The following is an 18,460-nucleotide window of genomic DNA, read 5'->3' on the forward strand; positions in this document are numbered from 1 at the left end:
CCTACAGGACGGCATCGTTGTAGGCCTGATAAGCGCAGCGCCATCAGGCAATCACACCCAGTCGCGGACCTGAATAAACTCGCTAAGGGCAGCTTCCGGGCTGTTCGCTTCCGGCTGCCAGTCATACTCCCAGCGCACCAGCGGCGGCATCGACATCAGAATCGATTCGGTGCGCCCGCCAGTCTGCAGACCGAACAACGTGCCGCGATCCCACACCAGGTTAAATTCGACATAGCGCCCGCGACGATAAAGCTGGAAGTTGCGCTCGCGCTCGCCCCAATTCATCGCTTTGCGGCGTTCGACGATGGGTAGATACGCCCCGGTGTAACCATGCCCCACCGCCTGCATAAAGGCGAAGCAGTGGTCGAAATCCGGCGTATTCAAATCATCAAAAAACAGCCCGCCAATGCCGCGCTGCTCGTTGCGGTGTTTAAGGAAGAAGTAGTCATCGCACCACTTTTTGTAACGGGGATAAACGTCTTCACCGAACGGCTGACACAGATCCCGCGCCGTACGGTGCCAGTGTACCGCATCTTCTTCAAAGCCGTAGTAGGGCGTTAAGTCAAAGCCGCCGCCAAACCACCAGACTGGGTCGGCGCCCGGTTTTTCCGCGATAAAAAACCGCACGTTGGCATGGCTGGTCGGAATGTAGGGATTCTGCGGGTGCACCACCAGCGAGACGCCCATGGCCTCAAAGCTGCGCCCGGCAAGCTCAGGTCGATGGGCGGTAGCCGAGGCCGGCATCGCATCGCCGTGGACGTGAGAGAAGTTGACGCCCGCTTGCTCGAAAATACCGCCGTTACGCAGCACCCGGCTGCGCCCACCGCCGCCCGCTTCGCGCTGCCAGCTATCTTCAACAAACTCGGCGCCGTCTATGGCGGATAACTGCTGGCAAATATCATCCTGCAGGCTAAGCAGGAACTGTTTTACGCGCTGTGCATCGGGCTTCATGATTAACGTTTCTTCGAGTGTGCTTTCTGGTTATCAAACCAGTGGAAATAGCTGATGATGCCATTGGCGATAGCGGTAGCAATTTTTTGCCGAAATGCCGCCGTGCCCAGCAGTCGTTCTTCTTCCGGGTTGGTAATGAACGACGTTTCGACCAGCACCGAAGGAATTGAGGGTGATTTTAGCACCACGAAGGCGGCCTGTTCCGTGCTGCGACTGTGCAGACGGTGTACCGGCTTGATCTTCTTAAGAATATGCGAGCCTAACGTCAGGCTGTTTTTAATGGTATCGGTTTGCACCAGATCGAACAGCACCTGCTGCAACAAATGGTCTTTATCGGTGGTTTTTTTCCCGGCGACTTCATCGGCGCGGTTTTCGCGATCGGAAAGATACTTCGCCATGGCGCTACTGGCCCCGCGATTGGACAACGCGAAGACCGATGCGCCCGCAGCACTCGGGTTGGTAAAACCGTCGGCGTGGATCGACATAAAAAGATCGGCCCCATGTTTGTGGGCAATCTCGACGCGATCGTAGAGCGGAATAAACGTATCGCCGGAGCGGGTCAGACGCGCATCAATCCCTTGGTTACGAAGAATCGAGCGCACGTTTTTGGCAATCGCCAGTACCACGTGCTTTTCTTTCGAACCGTTGCGGCCAATTGCGCCGGTATCAATACCACCGTGACCCGGATCAAGGACAACCACGCGTTTAGCGCCTGATTTTTTCGCTTTCGGTTTGCTGTGTCCATTACTGGTCTTAAGCGCTTCTTCTTTAGCGATGGCTTGCGACATGCCTGACAGCGTCAGGGCGGCCAGCCCGGCTTTCAACACCTGGCGGCGCGATGTGAGTGTTTTTAGTGGTTTAAAAGTGCTCATACGGCCTGAGTTGTAAAAAAAAAGGTTCTAAACGTTATATCGTATCGCGTTGTCCGTTGCGACGGATCGGGATAAGAATTGTTTTACTTTTCATTTCAATACGTGACAATTCCGTATTATGCCATTTTTTCCGCCGCTTCGCGTCAGATATTGGCTAAATCAGCCGTTCGCGCCATAATCGCTTTTTAACGTCCTGAAAAGGTAACCAATACCATGGAAATACGCGTTTTTCGCCAGGAAGATTTCGAAGAGGTGATCACCCTCTGGGAGCGCTGTGATTTGCTGCGTCCATGGAATGACCCGGAAATGGACATTGAGCGTAAAGTAAATCATGACGTCAGCTTGTTCCTGGTCGCTGAAGTGAACGGCGAGGTGGTCGGTACGGTGATGGGCGGATACGACGGGCATCGCGGCTCGGCCTATTACCTGGGCGTGCATCCTGAGTTTCGCGGTCGCGGCATCGCCAATGCGCTGCTTAACCGACTGGAGAAAAAGCTCATCGCCCGCGGGTGTCCGAAGATTCAAATCATGGTGCGTGAAGATAATGATCTGGTGTTGGGCATGTATGAACGCCTGGGCTATGAACATGCGGATGTACTCAATCTCGGTAAGCGCTTGATCGAAGATGAAGAGTACTGAGTTCCATCCCGCCGACTATGACGGTCACGGACGTCTGCGACTGCCTTTTCTCTTCTGGTGCGTACTGTTGCTGCAGGCACGCACCTGGGTTCTGTTTGTGATTGCCGGTTCTTCCCGTGAGCAGGGCAACACACTACTGAATCTGTTTTATCCCGATCATGACGCGTTCTGGCTGGGATTGCTTCCCGGCGTGCCCGCGGTGCTGGCGTTTTTACTCAGCGGGCGGCGTTTTGCGTTTCCTGTTTTGTGGCGCTGGCTGCGCGGATTACTGATTCTCGCGCAACTGGTGCTGCTGTGCTGGCAGCCAGTGATGTGGCTGGCAGGCGATCGGGTCAACGGCGTCGGGCTGGCGCTGCTGGTGGCGGATATCGTCGCGCTGGTCTGGCTGTTAACCAATCAACGTCTGCGCGCCTGTTTCTCCGTTGAGAAAGAATAACGGCACTTTTTGGCGAAACGGGACTCCAAGCAACGTTGATAAATAAGGAAGGAAGTGAAATGAAATCACTGCGTTTGACTTTATGCGCGATGCCGCTGCTATTGACCGGGTGTTCAACGCTGTCGTCGGTGAACTGGTCTGCCGCCAATCCGTGGAACTGGTTTGGTTCTTCAACGCAGGTCACTGAGCAGGGCGTCGGCGCGTTAACAGGCGCTACGCCGTTGGATGAAAAAACGATTGCTGATGCGCTGGACGGTGATTACCGCCTGCGTAGCGGGATGAAGACTGATAACGGAAATGTGGTGCGTTTCTTTGAAGCGATGAAAGATGACCAACTGGCAATGGTCATCAATGGCAGCCAGGGAACCATCAGCCGTATTGATGTCCTGGACAGCGATATTTCATCAGACGCGGGTGTCGAAATCGGTACACCGTTTAGCGACCTTTACACCAAAGCCTTTGGTAACTGCCAGAAGGCAACTGGTGATGACAGCGCGAACGTTGAATGTAAAGCTGAAGGAAGTCAGCATATTAGCTATATTTTTTCCGGCGAATGGAGCGGGCCTGAGGGCTTAATGCCGTCGGACGACACGCTGAAAACGTGGAAAGTCAGCAAAATTATCTGGCGGCGTTAATTTGCGTCTGAACAAATCGACTTGCTAAAAAAACAGGTAGAATAGCGCCAATCAATGCCACGAGGTCGTGGCATCTTTTTTTCAGGAGGAACAATGTCTCAGGTTCAGAGTGGCATTTTGCCAGAACATTGCCGCGCGGCGATTTGGATTGAAGCCAATGTTAAAGGCGACGTTGAGGCCCTGCGTGCGGCCAGCAAAACCTTTGCCGATAAACTGGCGACCTTTGAAGCGAAGTTCCCGGATGCGCACCTGGGCGCGGTTGTGGCTTTCGGCAACAACACCTGGCGTGCATTAAGCGGCGGCGTTGGGGCGGAAGAGTTAAAAGACTTTATCCCTTACGGTAAAGGCCTGGCGCCGGCCACCCAATATGATGTGCTGATCCATATTCTCTCTTTGCGTCACGACGTGAATTTCTCCGTCGCGCAGGCGGCAATGGAAGCATTTGGCGACTGTATTGACGTCAAAGAAGAGATCCACGGTTTCCGTTGGGTGGAAGAACGCGATCTCAGCGGCTTTGTTGACGGTACGGAAAACCCGGCAGGTGAAGAAACGCGCCGTGACGTCGCGGTGATCAAAGATGGCGTGGATGCTGGTGGCAGCTATGTATTTGTGCAGCGTTGGGAACATAACCTGAAGCAGCTTAACCGCATGAGCATTCACGACCAGGAAATGATGATTGGTCGTACCAAGGAAGCCAACGAAGAGATCGACGGTGATGACCGTCCGGTTACCTCTCACCTGAGCCGCGTCGACCTTAAAGAAGACGGTAAAGGGCTGAAAATTGTGCGCCAGAGCCTGCCGTACGGTACCGCCAGCGGCACACACGGTCTCTATTTCTGCGCCTACTGCGCACGTCTGCACAACATTGAGCAGCAGTTGCTGAGTATGTTTGGCGACACCGATGGCAAACGTGACGCGATGCTGCGCTTCACCAAACCAGTGACCGGCGGCTATTACTTTGCCCCATCGCTGGACCGCCTGATGGCGCTATAGTGTATTAACATTTTTAGTAAAGTTGTCTACGGACAATACTGAAAAGGGTCAATCGTTATATTGCAACGGCTTCTGTAAAAAGAAGCCGTTTTTATATTCTATAAACTGCTTTTTCGGTCATAGAATATATTAATGATTCATTTAGTTGTTTTTAAAAAAACTTTTAAAAATAAAAGTAATGTTGAGGTGCATATAATATTATTTAAAAATAAAAGAATAAATAGGTGACTTTGTTACTTCATATTGCTTTTGTGAATGTTTTTGGTTTTTTTATATTGCTTATTATATTGATATTTTCTTAAAAATAAACTCCCATGTTTCTTTTATTGCTTTGGTAAATATAATATCCGCCAGGAACTATTCTAAATTGGTGTTTTTATGGAAGATTGGAACAATGGAAGAGAGTAACCCATGGCCAACGTTTGTTGATGCGTTTTCAACAGTGTTATGTATTTTTATATTTTTAATGTTAGTTTTCGTACTTAACAGTATGCTAATTATGTATGAAAGCTCTAAAAAACGTTACGAAGCGCCTTCTCTGGTTGAACAAACTGTTCAGGCAGTAGCATCCCCGACACGCGGTAGCGAAGCCAGCAGCAGCGCTACCAGCATGACATCCAATCAAACACGTACGGGTGATCAATCACAAAATCAGCCTACTGAAGGTGATAAAAAAAATGGTAGCCAGGACGCTGATGCCGATATGCTGGCCACAGCCTCTTCTGCAGATTCCACTGCCGCTTCAGCAGCGTCTACTGGTAGCGTAACGGAGCAGGCAAGCCATGATGAAGTGATTCGACTGGCCGACAATCAAACGGCTACCTCGATTAAAGGGCAGGCTTCCGGCCAATTTGATACCTCGACAGCGACCCCATCCTGGGAGACTCAAGGCCACCAGTTTATTATTCATTTTAAATCAATGGAGCAAGGCTATCCGCAAGAGGTCATTGATGAGATGGATAAATGGTTTGGCGGAGATAAGCCGGTTAGTATTGCGGTTTATGCTTACGTCAGCCCTTCTATCGCTATTTCCGATGCTATGCGTCTGGCCTACGAACGTGGTGTGATCTTGCTGAAGGTCGTCAAAAGCAAATATCCCAACACGGAAGTTTCTATCTCAGTCGTTAATGATGCAACCACGTTGACGAATAGTGCCGTCATTACTAAGAGTGAATGATAAATAATGTATAACTTAAAGCGGTATCATGCATTTATTATTGCATTAGTGTTCGCATTTTTGCCTGTTATTTTGCTGTGTATTCCCGGTTTACGTGCCTATGTTTTTGAAACATGGCATGTCGCGGCATTCTACAGTTCCATCATTATTATTATGTATCTGACGGGTACATTTATTGTTATTTTCTCATTTATTGAAATAAGTAAGTGCGTAACTGTATTACGTAATAAGAATGCACAGAAACACTCTTATTTACTTGGTGATGCCAACAAGATTGTTTTCTCAGTGAGCCATGGTCTTGATGATGATACTGTTGCCACGCTGTATGAAAGCATGGATAACAGCGTGAATCGTAAGCAGAACCAGAGTCTGGCTGCGGTTATGACCTGCGCAAACCTGTCTACCATGATTGGCCTGTTGGGTACCTTCGCGGGCTTATCAATGACGATTGCCTCGGTCATCTCGTTACTGGAGAAATCGCAAATCACCGGCGGTAACGAGGCGGATACGTTAGGAATTATCGTCAGCGTGGTCTCCTCCCTTGCTGAACCGCTGAAAGGAATGAATACCGCATTCGTTTCATCAATCTATGGGGTGGTGAGCGCTATTTTACTTAACGTGATGTGTTCTTTCCTGCGTGGAGAGTTCACCCGTTTAGCCATCGATTTACGCAATGCGCGCCTTGATTTCGTCAGAGAATGTCATGAGCGCAGTAAAAACTCTGCGATCGGAAAAACAAAAACCCTGCGTCTGATAACCGATCTGGACGATGTTATCAAAGAGTTTAAAGCGGGGATGTTCGGCTTTCAGGAACGCCTGACCAACGCATTTGACGCCAGCAACAACATGCTGAATTCACTTCTAAGTTGCACTGTAGAAGGTTCTCGTAAGACTGAGTTATTTAATGACACCCTTATTACCGCGGTTCACCAACAGGTTGAACAGTTACAGCAAATAGACAAGTGCATCACCTCGAACCATTCCGCTTTACTCGGGATTGAGAAAGAGATCGGTGCGTCTACGCAAGCCTTGGTCAATCAGGGAACGCATCTTGCAGCGCTAACCGAAAGTCAATCTTTGCTGCAGGCCAGTCAGCAACAGCTTATGGTTACGCTTGAGTCTCAGAGTAGCACGTTGGGCGAATTACTGGTCGCGCAAGCGCATACCCATCATGCTGTCCTCGAGGCCAGTGATGGTATTGGGCACCTCGATGCAAACGTGGGTGAGCTTCATACAGTTGCTGAGTGCCACTTTAACGAGCAGGCTTCACTTCTGGCAGGTGTCTCTGGCGCAGTTGAAGCTGCCGAACGTGCCAACCTCGAGCGCCATCATGAAACTGTCGCCACGCTCGATAGTCAGTCACAGACGTTTGAACCTCTGCTTGGGCAAATTGCCGGAATGCATCGCAACCTGCAAAAAGAAATTAATGTCCTTAAGGAGAAAAAAAGCCATGAATAAATCCGTCATCGCTTTGCTTATCCTGGGAAGTTCGCTGCCGGTGGCAATCTGTGCTCATGCAGATCCAGGAAACCATACGTTGCCGCTGCGGACGTTAATTGTGGATGCCCTAAACTCGCAACCTTCTGTGGCCATTGCTTCGTGGGAGACCGAGATGCGTCACCAGGAGACGAACATGAGCAAAGCTTCTCTCTATCCGACGTTGGACGTTTCGTCTGAGGCAATCCATAAAAAAACGGACGATTATAATAATGAGCAGAACGTAGAGAATAAATTAACCCTCGCTTACCGTATCGCAGATTTTGGCGTCAGAAGCAGCAATATTTCGAAGTCTGAGCAGCAGGAAGAGGCCAGTAAATACGATTTCCAGCAGGAGTTACTCACGACCGCACAAAAAACGGCCGATGCCTATTTATCCGTGGAAAAAACCCGACAGATACTTGCGGTGATCGACGGCGAGAAAGTCTTTTACAAGCAAATGCTGAACGATTTCTCCGATCTCATCGCTGCGGGCGCGGCGATGCAATCGGATATCCGTAAAGTTCAGGTATCTATCGACTCTTTAAGCACCCAAGAGCTGAATTTCCGTGCGCAACTGGATACGCAATTGATGATGCTGCGTAACCTCACGGGAGACAATGTCACCGCTGAAAATTTGGGTAAGCTGCCTGATTTTTTCAATAAATACCCTTTTAATGCTGATAAAGATGCGGTTTATAAAAAAATTATGCAGGATAATCCAACATATCTTTCTTTGACGAAAGCTATATCTGCAGCAAATGCTGAATATTCGGCGGCAAAATCAGCTAATTACCCTGTTGTCGATTTCAATGCCCACTACACGGACAATAATCCCACTAAAGATGCCCAGCAGGATGATTATGAGGATGAGATCCAGGTTGGTGTTAAAGTAGGATTTAATATTTTTAATGGCTTTAAGAATCAATCGGAGGCAGCTAAGTTTAGCGCGAAATATACCCAGGCAAAACTTGGCCTTGATGACTTTATTTTTAAAACGCGTAACGGTGTTGATGCTTCTGTCTCTAAATATTTAACGGGAAAAGATTCATTAGCTATATCTAAACGATCCTATGAAAATGCCGGCAAACTGATTGAGCTGTATAAAGAAGAATTCAAATTAGGTCAAAAATCACTGCTCGACTTTATCTCCAGTCGGAATGAACACTACCAGGCTAACCTGACTATGATTGAGTCACAATTCTCTATCTATCAGGCTAAGCTCGAACAGATGGCTCAACTCGCCGATCTGTTACATGAATTGTATCTGGAACCCGGCCAGATACAGCCTAAAAGTGGTTCTCTGTCGCAATGAACAGAAAACAATGTGACCATCTGATGATGGTCATCATCGTGATGACCTTCGTCATACTCCTACTTTTTAGCCTGATAAAGATCAATTCGGTCGTGCATGGCAGCGGTGTCATTATCAATAAAGATAACACCCAGGTTGTTTCTCTTTCTAAAGGTGGAACGATTGATGCTATTCATGTCGCCGAGGGGGATTTTGTTACTAAAGGCCAGATCCTTGCCGAAACATCTAATTTTGATATTCAGAAAGAAAATGAACGCATCCAGGCTCAGCATCGCTATCTTACCTTGTACATCAAAGAAATGATGGCAGTTCTGGCCTGGGAGCAAAATTATACTCTCTTTGATACTAGCAATATTACGAACCAGGACTTGATTGGCAATATACAATTGTTAATTAGTCAGAGCAAAACAAAGGAAAACAAAATCAACAGCCTCAATTCTGAAATTGAGCGTTTAGGTATTTCTAAAATCAGCAAGAACAGTGAACTATTACTTGTTCAAGAAGAGGTTAATATTCTTTCACCCTTGGTTAAAAAGGGTATTAGTTCTTATACCATTCTGCTGGCAAAAAAACAGGCGGCAGTACGTCTCAAGTCTGAGCTTATCGATATTGAAAATCAGGTTGTGGCGAAATCGGAAGAGATAAAGGTGATCCGTAGTGAGATAAATGACAATATATTTACCTTTCGTAATACTTTGTCGAAAAGCCTTGTCGATGCTCAACATGAAGCGGCGCTTAATGACTCTGCCATTAGTGTATTACAAAAGCAGATGAAAGAATCTCTTGTCCGCTCTCCTATTGATGGCGTTATTTATCAAATCAACAAAAATGCCTTTACCAAAGGCGGTGTGATCCAGGCTGCGGACTCTCTGTTTGAGATCAAACCGATGTCAACCAAAATGCTTGCTGAAGTAAAAATACAGCCTAAAGATCGCGATCAAATTTATGTTGGTGGTTCGGTTAACGTGAAAATTCTCTCCTTTATTCTCTCGGGGACAAAACCTTATACCGGAGTGGTTGAGCAAATCAGTCCAGATTCCTACGAAGATACAGTTAATGGAAATACGGTGAGGTACTATAAGGCAATCGTCGTATTCACTATCGGTACGAGGGAACGTGATGTTATCAAACCTGGAATGACGGTAGATGCATTCGTTATTACAGGTAACCACAGCATATTAAAATATCTCGCCTCGCCATTGTTGCGTGGCCTTCAACAAGTTTTCAGTGAGCCGGTCATCACTGACAGTAAATCAACTCATTAATTCAGGGTGATAATATGAGTAATACTATTTTTGCAAGCAATGATTCAGTGGTCGACTTACAGCAGTATGGTTCTATGGATAGTGCCAAAGTCGTCATTAGTGGGACCGACTTTAAATTTATTTTTCCTGGGAATGTGGTGGTTAACGTTATTAACGGCGCGCTCTATTCAAGCCTTGAAAATAACCACGTTCGCTTTAAATTCCATGGGAGTGATGTCTCCGGTCAGCAACTACTGAAAACGATCGACTTAAGTAATCTCCAGCTTGAACGGCTTGATTCTGCACTGTCAGATCAGCGTCAGGAACATGTACTGAAAGATAATATCAATAAGATTAGCGAGATTGATGCGAAAGCCCTTGAAGAAGCTAAGAAAGAGGCTGCTGAGATTAAGCATGAAGCAGAAAAAATGCGCGCTGAAGCTGAAGAGGCGCAGAAAGCTTCCGCAGAAGTCCAAAATCAGCTTGAGGAATTCCTTAATGATAAAGCTCAGAGTAATAGCCAAAATGGCGCAATTTCTCAGAACCAGGGAGAAGAGCAACTTGATGCTAGTCTTTATCATAAAAAATATGACGATGACTCTGTCGCTGAGGCCAGTCGTTTAATTTTCTCTGATTACTCTTCCAGTTCATCCAGTTCTTCAAGCTCATCAGACTCTGACGAAACGACCGTTGACGTAAAACCTATTGATGTGACCCTTAAACTCGATGAGGGCAGTGATTCTGGGATAAAGAACGATAATATAACCAACATCACCACACCGCTGTTTGTGGGGTCCACCGATCCCGGTTTAACGGTTTCACTGCGCATTGATGGTGTGGTTGTCGTAGTCACAACCTCCGATGCAATGGGTAATTTTTCTTTCGCTAGCGGAACGGTGCTGGCTGACGGGCAACACAACGTCCAGGTCGATGTGACGGACGGGCAGGGTGGAAGCGGTAGCGCGAAACTTATCGTCACCATTGATACTGTTATCGCAGCCCCTACTTTCGAACTTGACGATCAGTACGCTATTCCTGAAGCAGATCGCATTGAGGGTGAAAATCTTACACGTTTTACCGATGCGAAAATTATTGGTGAAGCTGAAGCGGGCTCGCAGGTTGCTATCTATGCCAACGGCATTCTGCTTACCACGGTCACAGTAGATTCTGAGGGTACTTGGTCCTATCAGTTTAGTGGTTCAGAATTAACTGAAGGCATTAATAATATTGAGATTGAAGCTACGGATAAAGCGGGAAACACAGCATCAACGGCTGGTGTTATTACATTGGATACTATTCCCCCAGAAACTCCTGTTATTATTCTTGATGAAATCAGTGATACAGGTATGTCCCCTACCGATAGCCTGACCAACGATAAAACACCGTCCCTTCATGGTAATGCTGAACCAGACTCCACGCTTGAATTATATCTTAACGGATATAAAGTTACCGATATTACCGTAGATGCCATGGGGAATTGGCAATATACTCTGCCGGAAAATAAAATTACCGCTGATGGTATTTATACTTTCGAAGTGGTTTCTTCCGATCGTGCCGGTAATACCTCGACCGCACAAATAGATGTTACTGTCGACACCGATATTGATGCGTTCACGCTGGCTATGACCAGCCAGTCAGATAGCGGAATTGTCGGAGACAATTATACAAACGATACTTACCCAGCATTTACCGGTAAAACTGACCCAAATAGTCATATTGTGGTCACTAACCTGATGACCGGGGAAACGATTGAAATTGATGCTTCGCAAAGTGGTAATTTCAGCTTTAATCTGGCTCAGGCCTCAACTGAAGGACTGAACGAACTGTCAATCACTGTGACCGATTATGCTGGAAACCAACAAACCTTTAGTTACGAATATACCATTGATACTGTTGCTCCCATATCGCCAGATATTGAACTGGATAAATATACGGTTTCAAAATCAGGCGACATACTGACAAATGACAGCACGCCGGCCTTTACCGGGACAGCAGAGGCGGGCAGTACGGTAACAATTTATATTGATGGCAAAGCCTGTGGCACGGTGACGGCAAACCGCGATGGTATCTGGTCGTTTACCATGCCGAGCGATCTGGCTGAAGGTAGCCATACTGCAGTAGCTTATGCTACTGACCTTGCGGGAAATACTTCGGCATCATCTGCTGATTGTACTTTCATAGTCGATACAAGCACGACCTCACCCGTTGCCACTTTGCTGGCTGACGATGATACGGGGGTAAGTCAGACTGACTGGATCACCCGGCAAAATGACAATTTGACAATTGACGGGACTGCTGAAAAATACGCCACCATTACCGTGATGATCGACGGAAAAGCAGTGGGCACCACCCTGGCTGATGCTAATGGTAACTGGCAGTTCGAATATGATCCGAATCCAGCCCTTTCCGACGGCGATTATACGCTAACTTTTCAGGCTCAGGATGAGGTAGGGAACACCTCGAGCAGTAGTTACGAATTGGTCATTGATACCGTCACCGTCACTCCGTCGCTTAAATTAGATCCGGGTTCAGATACGGGATCGTCGAATGATGATGGTATCACCAAAGAGACACAGCCACTATTAACTGGAACGGCTGAAGCTAACGCGATGATCGAGATCTTTATTGATGGCACTTTGATCGGTCAGGTTGTCAGCGACAAAAATGGTGTCTGGAATTATCGAATCCCAGAAGAGGCGAACTTAGCTGATGGCGAGCATACCGTCGTCGTACGAGCTACAGATGTCGCTGGCAACAGTGCAAATTCAACCACGCTGGATATTGTCGTCGATAGTACGATCGAAACACCAACCATTCATCTTGATAGCGATAGCGGCATAAGTGATGCCGATCGCATTACCAATAGTGCTTCACCGGTTTTCTCCGGATCCGCTGAGGCTTATTCCAGCATCACTATTTATCAGGACGGTAAGGCGATAGCTAAAGTCAGCGCGGACGCTAACGGAAACTGGTCTTACAGCTTCACGGGATCGCAGGCGTTGAACGATGGAAGTTATATTTTTTATATCACAGCAACAGATGTTGCAGGTAACTCTGCGACATCAGAAAAAATTCAGGTCACCATTGATACTCAAGTGTCTATCCCGACGGTGGACCTGGCAGACGCCAGCGACAGCGGCAGCAGCGCGACGGACAATATCACGAACGACACCACGCCAACCTTTACGCTGGGGAATATCGATGCCGACGTGACGGAGGTGCAGGTGATTATCAACGGCACATCCTACCCGGCGACGCTGGCGGACGGGAAGTGGAGCTTTACCGCCCCACAACTTGCAGACGGTGACTATACGGTGACGGTGCAGGTCACCGACGACGCGGGCAACACCGCGATGTCCACAGAGCTGAACGTGACGGTAGATACCACTGTGGCGGCCCCGGTGATCACGCTGAGCGATGATACCGGGACGGCGGGGGATAACCAGACTAACGTAGCGGCACCGAGCTTTACCATCACTACGGATAAAGACGCCGTGAGCGTGATGATCTCCATTGACGGCGGCGCGCCAGTGGCGGCGACAAAGGACGCGGAAGGGCAGTGGCATATCACCGCCGGTGAACTGACCGACGGTGACCACACCATCGTGGCGACGGTCACCGACCTCGCGGGCAACGCAGCCACCTCCGATCCCCTGAGCTTTACCGTCGACACCACGCTGTCCATCCCGACGCTGGATCTGGCAGATACCAGCGACAGCGGCAGCAGCGCGACGGACAACATCACCAACGACACCACGCCGGCGTTCACCCTCGGTAACGTGGATGCGGACGCCGTCAGCGTGCAGGTGCTGATTAACGGCACCGCCTATGACGCCGTGCAGACGGACGGGACGTGGAGCTTCACCGCCCCGGTGCTGGCAGACGGTGACTACAGTGTCACCGTGCAGGTCACTGACGATGCCGGGAACGTGCAGACCTCGGCGGTGCTGGCCATCACGGTGGACACCGCCGTGGCGGCCCCGGTCATTACGCTGAGCGATGACACCGGCACGGCGGGGGATAACCAGACTAACGTAGCGGCACCGGGCTTTACCATCAGCACCGACCCGGATGCGGTCAGCGTGATGGTGAGTATTGACGGCGGTACCCCGGTGGCGGCAACGAAAGATGCGGCCGGACAGTGGCATATCACCGCCGGTGAACTGGCTGACGGCGATCACAGCATTGTGGCCACCGTCACGGACCTCGCGGGGAACACGGCCACCTCCGATCCCCTGAGTTTTACCGTCGACACCACACTCTCGGTGCCGACCCTCGATCTGGCAGACGCCAGCGACAGCGGCAGCAGCGCGACGGACAACATCACCAACGACACCACGCCGGCGTTCACCCTCGGTAATGTGGATACGGACGCCGTCAGCGTACAGGTGCTGATCAACGGTACTGCCTATGACGCCGTGCAGACGGACGGTACCTGGAGCTTTACTGCCCCGGCGCTGGCAGACGGTGACTATACCGTGACGGTACAGGTGACGGATGATGCGGGCAACACCGCGATGTCCACAGAGCTGAACGTGACGGTGGACACCACCGTGGCGGCCCCGGTGATCACGCTGAGCGATGACACCGGCACGGCGGGGGATAACCAGACTAACGACACTACGCCGGGCTTTGCCATTGCCACGGATAAAGACGCCGTGAGCGTGATGGTGAGCATCGACGGCGGCACGCCGGTGGCGGCAACGAAGGACGCGGCCGGGCAGTGGCATATCACGTCCGGCGAGCTGGCCGACGGTGACCACACCATCGTGGCCACCGTCACTGACCTCGCGGGCAACACCGCGGACTCGGAGACCCTGAGCTTTAACGTTGACACCACGCTCTCTGTGCCGACGCTGGACCTGGCAGACGCCAGCGACAGCGGCAGCAGCGCGACGGACAACATCACGAACGACACCACCCCAACCTTTACGCTGGGCAATATCGATGCCGACGTGACGGAGGTGCAGGTGATTATCAACGGCACATCCTACCCGGCGACGCTGGCAGACGGCCAGTGGACCTTTACTGCGCCAGCCCTGGCGGACGGGGATTACAGCATCAGCGTTATCGTCACCGACGACGCGGGCAACACCGCCACCTCAGCGGCGCTGGCGGTCACCGTGGACACCGCCGTGGCGGCCCCGGTCATTACGCTGAGCGATGACACCGGCATGGCGGGGGATAACCAGACTAACGTAGCGGCGCCGGGCTTTACCATCAGCACCGCCCCGGATGCGGTGAGCGTGATGGTGAGCATCGACGGCGGCACCCCGGTGGCGGCAACGAAGGACGCGGCCGGGCAGTGGCATATCACCGCCGGTGAGCTGGCTGACGGCGACCACAGCATTGTGGCGACGGTGACGGATGTGGCGGGCAACACCGCCACCTCCGATCCCCTGAGTTTTAACGTCGACACCACCCTCTCGGTCCCGACCCTCGATCTGGCGGAGACGTCAGACAGCGGCAGCAGCGCGACCGATAACATCACGAACGACACCACCCCAACCTTTACGCTGGGCAATATCGACGCTGACGTGACGGAGGTGCAGGTGCTGATTAACGGCACGTCCTACCCGGCGACGCTGGCGGACGGCACCTGGAGCTTCACCGCCCCGGCGCTGGCAGACGGTGACTATACCGTGACGGTACAGGTGACGGATGACGCGGGGAACGTGCAGATCTCGAATGAACTGGCCATCACGGTGGACTCCACCGTGGCGGCCCCGGTGATCACGCTGAGCGACGACACCGGCACCACCAGCGATAACCAGACCCGCGACACCACGCCGGGTTTTGCCATCAGCACCGACCCGGATGCGGTCAGCGTGATGGTGAGTATCGACGGTGGCGCGCCGGTGGCGGCAACGAAGGACGCGGCCGGGCAGTGGCATATCACGTCCGGCGAGCTGGCCGATGGCGATCACACCATCGTGGCGACGGTCACCGACCTCGCGGGCAACACGGCCACCTCCGATCCCCTGAGCTTTAACGTCGACACCACACTCTCGGTGCCGACGCTGGACCTGGCAGACGCCAGCGACAGCGGCAGCAGCGCGACGGACAATATCACGAACGATACCACCCCAACCTTTACGCTGGGGAATATCGACGCCGACGTGACGGAGGTGCAGGTGATGATTAACGGCACCGCTTACCCGGCGACGCTGGCGGACGGGACGTGGAGCTTTACCGCGCCGGCGCTGGCTGACGGGGAGTACACCTGCACGGTGCAGGTGACGGACGACGCGGGCAACACCGCGACCTCGGCGGCGCTGGCGGTCACGGTGGACACCGCCGTGGCGGCCCCGGTCATTACGCTGAGTGATGATACCGGGACGGCGGGGGATAACCAGACTAACGTGGCGGCGCCGGGCTTTGCCATCAGCACCGACCCGGATGCGGTCAGCGTGATGGTGAGTATCGACGGCGGCGCGCCGGTGGCGGCGACAAAAGACGCAGCCGGGCAGTGGCATATCACGTCCGGCGAGCTGGCTGACGGCGATCACAGTATTGTGGCGACGGTGACGGATATTGCCGGTAACACGGCTGCGTCAGATCCGATGACCTTTACGGTGGACACCACGCTGTCCATCCCGACGCTGGACCTGGCAGACGCCAGCGACAGCGGCAGCAGCGCGACGGACAATATAACGAACGATACCACCCCGGTGTTTACGCTGGGCAATATCGATGCGGATGTGACGGAGGTGCAGGTGCTGATTAACGGGACGTCCTACCCGGCGACACTGACGGACGGGACGTGGAGCTTTACCGCCCCGGCCCTGGCGGACGGCGACTACAGTGTCACCGTGCAGGTGACGGACGACGCCGGGAACATCGCGACCTCAGCGGCGCTGGCGGTCACCGTGGATACCACCGTGGCGGCCCCGGTCATTACGCTGAGCGACGACACCGGCACCACCGGCGATAACCAGACCCGCGACACCACCCCGGGCTTTGCCATTGCCACGGATAAAGACGCCGTGAGCGTGATGGTCTCCATTGACGGCGGCACGCCGGTGGCGGCGACAAAGGACGCGGAAGGGCAGTGGCATATCACGTCCGGCGAGCTGGCCGATGGCGATCACAGCATTGTGGCGACAGTGACGGATATTGCCGGTAACACGGCTGCGTCGGATCCGATGACCTTTACGGTGGACACCACGCTGTCCATCCCAACGGTGGACCTGGCAGACGCCAGCGACAGCGGCAGCAGCGCGACGGACAATATCACGAACGATACCACCCCAACCTTTACGCTGGGCAATATCGACGCCGATGTGACGGAGGTGCAGGTGCTGATTAACGGGACCGCTTACCCGGCGACGCTGGCGGACGGCACCTGGACCTTTACCGCCCCGGTCCTGGCGGACGGCGACTACAGTGTCACCGTGCAGGTCACCGACGACGCCGGGAACGTGCAGACCTCGGCGGCGTTGACGGTCACCGTGGACACTACCGTGGCGGCCCCGGTGATTACGCTGAGCGACGACACCGGCACGGCGGGGGATAACCAGACTAACGACACTACGCCGGGCTTTGCCATTGCCACGGATAAAGACGCCGTGAGCGTGATGGTGAGCATCGACGGCAGTACCCCGGTGGCGGCAACGAAGGACGCGGCTGGACAGTGGCATATCACCGCCGGTGAACTGGCTGACGGCGATCACAGCATTGTGGCGACGGTGACGGACGTGGCGGGCAACACGGCCACCTCCGATCCCCTGAGTTTTAACGTTGACACCACGCTGTCCATCCCGACCCTCGATCTGATGGATGCCTCTGATACCGGCAGCAGCGCGACCGATAACATCACGAACGATACCACGCCAACGTTCACGCTGGGCAATATCGACGCCGATGTCACCTCGGTGCAGGTGCTGATTAACGGCACGTCCTATCCGGCGACGCTGGCAGACGGCACCTGGAGCTTTACCGCCCCGCAACTGGCAGACGGGGATTACACCTTCACCGTGCAGGTCACCGACGACGCGGGCAACATCGCGACCTCAGCGGCGCTGGCGGTCACGGTGGACACCGCCGTGGCGGCCCCGGTCATCACGCTGAGCGACGACACCGGCAGGGCGGGGGATAACCAGACCAACGACACTACGCCGGGCTTTGCCATTGCCACGGATAAAGACGCCGTGAGCGTGATGATCTCCATTGACGGCGGCACGCCGGTGTCGGCGACAAAGGACGCGGCTGGACAGTGGCATATCACCGCCGGTGAACTGGCCGACGGTGACCACACCATCGTGGCCACCGTCACTGACCTCGCGGGCAACACGGCCACCTCCGATCCCCTGAGTTTTAACGTTGACACCACGCTGTCCATCCCGACCCTCGATCTGATGGATGCCTCTGATACCGGCAGCAGCGCGACCGATAACATCACGAACGATACGACCCCGGTGTTTACGCTGGGCAATATCGATGCGGATGTGACGGAGGTGCAGGTGCTGATTAACGGGACGTCCTACCCGGCGACACTGACGGACGGAACGTGGACCTTTACCGCCCCGGCGCTGGCTGACGGGGAGTACACCTTCACCGTGCAGGTCACTGACGACGCGGGCAACACCGCGACCTCGGCGGCGCTGGCCGTCACCGTGGACACCAACGTGGCGGCCCCGGTCATTACGCTGAGTGATGATACCGGGACGGCGGGGGATAACCAGACTAACGTGGCGGCGCCGGGCTTTGCCATCAGCACCGA

At 52.6% G+C, this 18,460-nt stretch carries 10 protein-coding genes and 1 pseudogene; 9 read left to right on the plus strand and 2 right to left on the minus strand.

Going from position 1 to position 18,460, the window contains the following annotated elements:
• Positions 1-51: 51 nt before the first annotated feature.
• Entirely contained in the window at positions 52-951 is a 900-nt protein-coding gene (gene hemF, locus ACVXHP_RS20690) for an oxygen-dependent coproporphyrinogen oxidase (protein WP_304701056.1), read from the minus strand.
• A 2-nt stretch (positions 952-953) separates the two neighbouring features.
• Complete coding sequence (amiA, locus tag ACVXHP_RS20695) at positions 954-1,823, minus strand: N-acetylmuramoyl-L-alanine amidase AmiA (RefSeq protein WP_038642512.1); 870 nt, start codon at positions 1,821-1,823, stop codon at positions 954-956.
• A gap of 213 nt (positions 1,824-2,036) precedes the next feature.
• On the opposite strand from amiA, the gene ACVXHP_RS20700 reads away from it, so the two are divergent.
• From ACVXHP_RS20700 to ACVXHP_RS20740, 9 genes and pseudogenes are all read left to right on the plus strand, one after another.
• On the plus strand, positions 2,037-2,462 hold the full coding sequence (locus tag ACVXHP_RS20700; protein ID WP_006683546.1) for a GNAT family acetyltransferase: 426 nt from the start codon (positions 2,037-2,039) through the stop codon (positions 2,460-2,462).
• Entirely contained in the window at positions 2,449-2,898 is a 450-nt protein-coding gene (locus ACVXHP_RS20705; RefSeq protein WP_447572111.1) for a DUF2919 domain-containing protein, read from the plus strand. The genes ACVXHP_RS20700 and ACVXHP_RS20705 overlap by 14 nt, the downstream gene beginning before the upstream one ends.
• A 59-nt stretch (positions 2,899-2,957) precedes the next feature.
• Complete coding sequence (locus tag ACVXHP_RS20710; RefSeq protein WP_165408225.1) at positions 2,958-3,533, plus strand: RpoE-regulated lipoprotein; 576 nt, start codon at positions 2,958-2,960, stop codon at positions 3,531-3,533.
• 93 nt (positions 3,534-3,626) lie between these two features.
• On the plus strand, positions 3,627-4,526 hold the full coding sequence (yfeX, locus tag ACVXHP_RS20715) for a porphyrinogen peroxidase (RefSeq protein ID WP_165408226.1): 900 nt from the start codon (positions 3,627-3,629) through the stop codon (positions 4,524-4,526).
• A 394-nt stretch (positions 4,527-4,920) separates the two neighbouring features.
• Positions 4,921-5,059 (plus strand): annotated as a pseudogene (locus ACVXHP_RS20720) (hypothetical protein); the annotation flags it as partial.
• A gap of 929 nt (positions 5,060-5,988) precedes the next feature.
• A complete protein-coding gene (locus ACVXHP_RS20725; RefSeq protein WP_447572112.1) occupies positions 5,989-7,161 on the plus strand; it encodes a hypothetical protein in 1,173 nt (390 codons plus the stop codon).
• Positions 7,154-8,494, plus strand: a complete 1,341-nt coding sequence (locus tag ACVXHP_RS20730; RefSeq protein WP_316130384.1) for a TolC family protein — start codon at positions 7,154-7,156, stop codon at positions 8,492-8,494. Before ACVXHP_RS20725 ends, ACVXHP_RS20730 begins: the two co-directional genes overlap by 8 nt.
• A gap of 23 nt (positions 8,495-8,517) precedes the next feature.
• On the plus strand, positions 8,518-9,759 hold the full coding sequence (locus ACVXHP_RS20735) for an HlyD family type I secretion periplasmic adaptor subunit (protein WP_316130385.1): 1,242 nt from the start codon (positions 8,518-8,520) through the stop codon (positions 9,757-9,759).
• A gap of 14 nt (positions 9,760-9,773) precedes the next feature.
• The coding region (locus ACVXHP_RS20740; RefSeq protein ID WP_447572113.1) for an Ig-like domain-containing protein at positions 9,774-18,460 on the plus strand (8,687 nt) is incomplete at its 3' end.

The organism is Citrobacter freundii complex sp. 2025EL-00176, assembly GCF_053309355.1.

What these genes read in the sequence shown, in the direction of transcription:
- ACVXHP_RS20710 (WP_165408225.1), top strand. Translation starts at nt 2,958, where the DNA reads ATGAAATCACTGCGTTTGACTTTATGCGCGATGCCGCTGCTATTGACC.
- amiA (WP_038642512.1), bottom strand. Translation starts at nt 1,823, where the DNA reads ATGAGCACTTTTAAACCACTAAAAACACTCACATCGCGCCGCCAGGTG.
- yfeX (WP_165408226.1), top strand. Translation starts at nt 3,627, where the DNA reads ATGTCTCAGGTTCAGAGTGGCATTTTGCCAGAACATTGCCGCGCGGCG.
- ACVXHP_RS20700 (WP_006683546.1), top strand. Translation starts at nt 2,037, where the DNA reads ATGGAAATACGCGTTTTTCGCCAGGAAGATTTCGAAGAGGTGATCACC.
- ACVXHP_RS20735 (WP_316130385.1), top strand. Translation starts at nt 8,518, where the DNA reads ATGATGGTCATCATCGTGATGACCTTCGTCATACTCCTACTTTTTAGC.
- ACVXHP_RS20705 (WP_447572111.1), top strand. Translation starts at nt 2,449, where the DNA reads ATGAAGAGTACTGAGTTCCATCCCGCCGACTATGACGGTCACGGACGT.
- ACVXHP_RS20730 (WP_316130384.1), top strand. Translation starts at nt 7,154, where the DNA reads ATGAATAAATCCGTCATCGCTTTGCTTATCCTGGGAAGTTCGCTGCCG.
- hemF (WP_304701056.1), bottom strand. Translation starts at nt 951, where the DNA reads ATGAAGCCCGATGCACAGCGCGTAAAACAGTTCCTGCTTAGCCTGCAG.